This window comes from Methylobacterium variabile (assembly GCF_001043975.1).
Classification (GTDB): domain Bacteria; phylum Pseudomonadota; class Alphaproteobacteria; order Rhizobiales; family Beijerinckiaceae; genus Methylobacterium; species Methylobacterium variabile.
In genome coordinates, this window is the sequence record NZ_LABY01000224.1 from 1 (window position 1) to 4,616 (window position 4,616).

Annotated in this window: 3 protein-coding genes; all 3 read left to right on the forward strand. The window is 71.7% G+C overall.

What is annotated here, in order from left to right; genetic code table 11:
* The first annotated feature begins 95 nt into the window (after positions 1-95).
* The 3 genes from VQ02_RS27775 to VQ02_RS27785 are packed head-to-tail and all read left to right on the forward strand — an operon-like array spanning position 96 to position 4,526.
* Positions 96-1,052, forward strand: coding sequence for an LpxL/LpxP family acyltransferase (locus tag VQ02_RS27775; protein WP_048447487.1), 957 nt, complete (start codon positions 96-98; stop codon positions 1,050-1,052).
* 24 nt (positions 1,053-1,076) lie between these two features.
* Complete coding sequence (locus tag VQ02_RS27780; protein WP_048447488.1) at positions 1,077-2,354, forward strand: HlyD family secretion protein; 1,278 nt, start codon at positions 1,077-1,079, stop codon at positions 2,352-2,354.
* 18 nt (positions 2,355-2,372) lie between these two features.
* Entirely contained in the window at positions 2,373-4,526 is a 2,154-nt protein-coding gene (locus VQ02_RS27785) for a peptidase domain-containing ABC transporter (protein WP_048447489.1), read from the forward strand.
* The last annotated feature ends 90 nt before the right edge of the window (positions 4,527-4,616 follow it).

Here is a 4,616-nt window from a genome sequence, read left to right on the forward strand (position 1 = left end):
CCGCCGCCGCCCTGCGCCCCCGCCAAGTCGAAGAAGTGCTGAGCCGCTAAACTGCGGATCGGCGCGGGGCACGTTCTGAGAAGGACCGGAACCTGATGAGCACGGCCCCGCACATTCCCTGGACCTACGGACATCTCGCCGGCCTGCCGCTGGCCTGGCGCCGGCGCATCCTGCAGTCCGCCCTGGCGGCGCGCGACCTCGCCGGCCGCCTCCGGGGGCGGCGCGAGGGCACCGGCTTCGCCGAGACGTTCCAGGGCGTCCTGCGCCTGCCGCGCCGCGAGGCGCTGCGCCTCTCGCGCCTGGCGTACCGGCACGACCTCGCCTCCGAGATCGAGTGGTGCGCCCTGCACCGGCGCCCGGTCGGCGCCATCCTGCGCGACATCGCGCGCGTGCAGGTCACCGAGCCCGCGGTGATGGAGCGCGTCGCCGCCACCGGCCGGCCGGTGATCCTGGCGCCCCTCCACATGGGGGCCTACGTGCTGAGCCTCGCCTGCCTGATGGTGCGCTACTTCCCCGGCCGCCCGATGCTGGTGCTGCGCCAGCGCGACGACATGGCGATGGAGACCGAGGTCATCGAGCGCCTGCGCGAGGTCGACGTCGACGTCCGCTTCCTCAACGTGAGCGAGCGGGCCGACTTCCTCTCCGCCGTGCGCTTCGCCCAGAAGGGCGCGGTGATCGTGGTGTTCTGCGACCTCGCCCCGTCCTACGGGGCGCCGGCGGACATGCCGATGTTCGGCTTGCCCTTCCGCTTCGCCTTCGGCACCGACACCCTGGCGCGGCTCACCGGCGCGACCGTCGTGCCGCTCGCCACCACCATGGAGGACCACGGCGACACGATCAGCCTGGGGCAGCCCTTCGAGGTGCGCGGCAGCGCGCCCGAGGAGCGCGCCGCGGTGGCGGGAATCATGCGCCGGCACATCCAGGCCGCGATCTCGAGCCGGCCGGAGCAGTGGCATCTCTGGCCCTCGCTCGCCGATTATTTACCCTCGTCTGCGACGGTGCAGGACAACTCTCCGGCAGGCGGAGGGGCGCCGCAGGATCTCGCGGCGTAAGGAGCCTCGAGAGCGAGACGGTCGATGAGCGAGCCCGCGGCGCCTCCCTCCGCGGAGGCCACGTTCCAGCGCCGGCGGATCAGCGGCACGGTCCACCTCCAGCACGACCGCGGCAGCGTGTGGATGGCCTGGTTCTTCGGGGCCATCATCGTGGTCATCGTGGCTGCCCTGTTTCTCGGCCGGCTCGCCCGCTCGGAAGCGGTGCGCGGCTACGTCTCGGCCGCCTCGGGCCTCACCCGCCTCGACGCCCAGGCCGCCGGCATCGTCCGGGAGATCGCCGTCAAGCAGGGGGACACGGTCACGCGCGGCCAGCGCCTGATGCAGGTCCAGCTGCGCGAGCAGACCACCGGCGGCGTCTCGACGGTCGGCGCCACCCTGCGCAGCCTGCAGGAGCGGCGCACCAGCCTCGGCGCCGAGCAGGCGCGCCTCTCCGCCTACCTCGAGTCGACCCGCGGCGACCGCGACGAGACCGAGCGCAACGTCGCTGCCGTGGTCCGCGCCCTCGACGAGCAGGAGCGGACCCTCAAGGAGGGCCTGCGCCAGCAGGAGGAGATGGTCGCCCGCGTCGAGGCCTACCTGCGCCAGGGCTACGCGACGCGGGAAGCGCTGAACGGCCAGCGCCGCGCCGCCCTCGACTACGCCCGCCAGATCGCCGAGCTGCGGGCCCGGCGGGCCGAGCTGAAGCAGGGCACCTCCGAGCGCCTGCGCGCCCAGCGTACCGGCGACACCGAGAAGGCGGCCCAGCTCGCCGCCACCCGCAACGAGCTCAGCGCCATCGAGGCGCAGATCACCGCGCTCGGCGCCCAGTCGCGCATCGACGTGGTGGCGCCGACCGACGGGCAGGTCGCCGGAATCTACGTCCAGCCCGGCGATTCGGTCACCGCCGACCAGGTGGTGGCGATCCTCGGCGACACCCGCGCCGATCCCCTGATCGTGCTGGAGGTGCCGGCCCGGGCGATCGGGCTGGCCAAGGTCGGGCAGGAGGTGGTGCTGAAGTACGACGCTTTCCCGTTCAAGACCTTCGGCATCGCCAAGGGCACGATCGCGGTGATCTCCGGCACGCCGCTGCGCAACCCGATGCTCGCCTCCGCCGAGGAGGGCGGGGGCGACGCCGCGGCCGCCGCGGCGCGCCAATCTGTCTACCGGGTCGAGGTGCGGCCTGACCAACGCACCATGCGCGCCTACGGGATCGACGAGCCGATCCGCATCGGCTCGACCCTCTCGGCCGACATCGTGGTCGAGCGGCGGCGGCTGATCGACTGGATGCTCGATCCGATCCGGGCGATGCGCGGCAGAGGTTGAGCGGCAGGGGGTGATCCGATGACCGACTGGCTCAAGCGCGCCCTCAGCCCCCGGCGGCGGGTGCGGTCGATCCTGCAGAACGAGGCCAACGAGTGCGGGCTCGCCGCCCTCGCGATGGTGGCGAACTTCCACCGCCACGACATCGACCTCGCCTACCTGCGGGCGCTGTTTCCGCTCTCGCGGCGGGGCATGACGCTCGCCAGCATCGTGGCCTTGGCCGACAGCCTCGACCTCGACGCCAACGGCTACGCCCTCGACGGCGTCGCCGAGCTCGATCAGGTGGCGCTGCCGGCGATCCTGCACTGGCGCGGCAACCACTTCGTGGTCCTGGAGGCCATCGCCCGCGGCCGCTACCACGTCCACGACCCCGAATTCGGCCTGCGGATCTACGAGCGTGCCGACGTCGAGCGGCTGTTCGGCGGCGTGGTGCTGGAATTCGCGCCCCGGATGGATTTCCGGGCGATCAAGGCCGGCGACCGGCTCAAGCTGTTCGACATCCTGCGCAGCACCCGGGGCTTGAGCGGCACCGTCTGGCAGATCACGCTCGTCTCGGTGGCGATCTCGCTTCTCGGCCTCACCACCCCGGTGCTGCTGCAGATCGCCCTTGACGTGGTGATCCCGCAGGTCGACCTCGACCTGATGCAGATGCTCGCCGCAGGCCTGATCCTGATGATGCTGTTCGAGGCGTTCGGGCAGTGGCTGCGCGGCTACATCGCGCTGCGCGCCTCGACGCTCCTGCAGCTCCAGTTCACCCGCAACGTCGTCGGCCATGCGCTCAGGCTGCCGCTGAGCTACTTCGAGCTGCGCCACCCGGGCGACTTCGTCACCCGGATCCAGTCGATCGACACGATCCGGGGCTTCCTGGTCGGCGGGCTCGTCACCTCGTTCGCCGATATCGGCACCTCGTTCCTGCTCGTCGGGCTGATGTACTACTACTCGCCCGTCATGGCCTCGATCACCCTGGCGACGCTCGCGGCGGTGTTGGCGATGCGCTTCGTCACCTTCCCGACCCTCGACCGGGCCACCGCCGGCTCCCTCGAGGCCCGCTCGCAGGAGCAGGCGAGCCTGATCGACGGCTTGCAGCGCATCGGCAGCCTGAAGGCGCACAACAGCACCGAGCTGTTCGCCATGAACTGGTTCGAGAGCTTCTCGCGCTTCGCCAACCTCGACTTCCGGGCGAAGAAGGCCGGCCTCGACGCCGAGTTCATGATGCACGTCGTGATCGCGCTCAGCACCGTGGCGACGCTCTATCTCGGCATCACCGGCGTCATCAAGAACACCCTGACGATCGGCACGCTCTACGCCTTCATCGCCCTGCGCGGGGACTTCTTCGAGCGCGTCAACCACCTGACCTCGAGCCTCTTGCAGCTCGCCGCCCTGAAGGTTCACGTCGCCCGCCTCGACGACGTGATCGGCCAAGCCCCCGAGGAGGGCCTGCACGAGGCGAGCTTCCACCGGACGATCCGCAAGGAGGTGCGGATCGAGGACGTCACCATCCGGTTCGGCCGCGGCGACGAGCCGATCCTGACGGGTGCGAGCCTCGCCATCGATGTCGGCCGTGGCGAGTCGATCGCCATCGTGGGCGCCTCCGGCTCCGGCAAGTCGTCCTTGATGCGGATCCTGGCGAGCCTGACCGAGCCCGCCGCCGGCTCGGTGACGGTGGACGGCGCGCCCCTGAGCCAGTTCGGCAAGCGCGAGTACCGGGCCAATCTCGGGGTCGTCTTCGCCGATGATGGGCTCTTCGCCGGCACGGTGGCCGACAACCTGTCGCTGTTCGATCCGGCGGTGTCCCACGCCGAGATGGAGGCGGCGCTCGTCCGGGTCGGCTTGCGCGAGGAGATCGAGCGGCTGCCGCAGGGCTACGCCACCCACGTCTCGGAGGAGGGCAGCGTGCTCTCCACCGGCCAGCGCCGGCGCCTGCTCCTCGCCCGCGCCCTCTGCCGCCGGCCGCGGCTGATGCTCCTCGACGAGGTGACGGCGAACCTCGACCCCGCGACCGAGGCCGCCCTCGTCGAGAGCCTGAAGGGCGTGAAGGCCGCCAAGGTCTTCATCACCCACAGCGAGCGCCTGCTCGATCAGGTCGACCGGGTCTTCCGCATCGAGAACGGGCGCCTCACCGAGGATCCGCGTCCGCCCGCGAAACCCGGAGCGCCGGTGCCGGAGGCGGCCTGAGGGCCGGCCCCCCGGTCACCGGGGCGCTGCCGCGCAGGGCCGGCGCCTCGGCCGGAGGGGCGGCGGCGAGGGAGCGGCGCAGGGCCGGGC

Excerpts from the sequence above, each read along its gene's own strand:
- VQ02_RS27775 (WP_048447487.1), top strand. The coding sequence starts at position 96 with ATGAGCACGGCCCCGCACATTCCCTGGACCTACGGACATCTCGCCGGC.
- VQ02_RS27780 (WP_048447488.1), top strand. The coding sequence starts at position 1,077 with ATGAGCGAGCCCGCGGCGCCTCCCTCCGCGGAGGCCACGTTCCAGCGC.
- VQ02_RS27785 (WP_048447489.1), top strand. The coding sequence starts at position 2,373 with ATGACCGACTGGCTCAAGCGCGCCCTCAGCCCCCGGCGGCGGGTGCGG.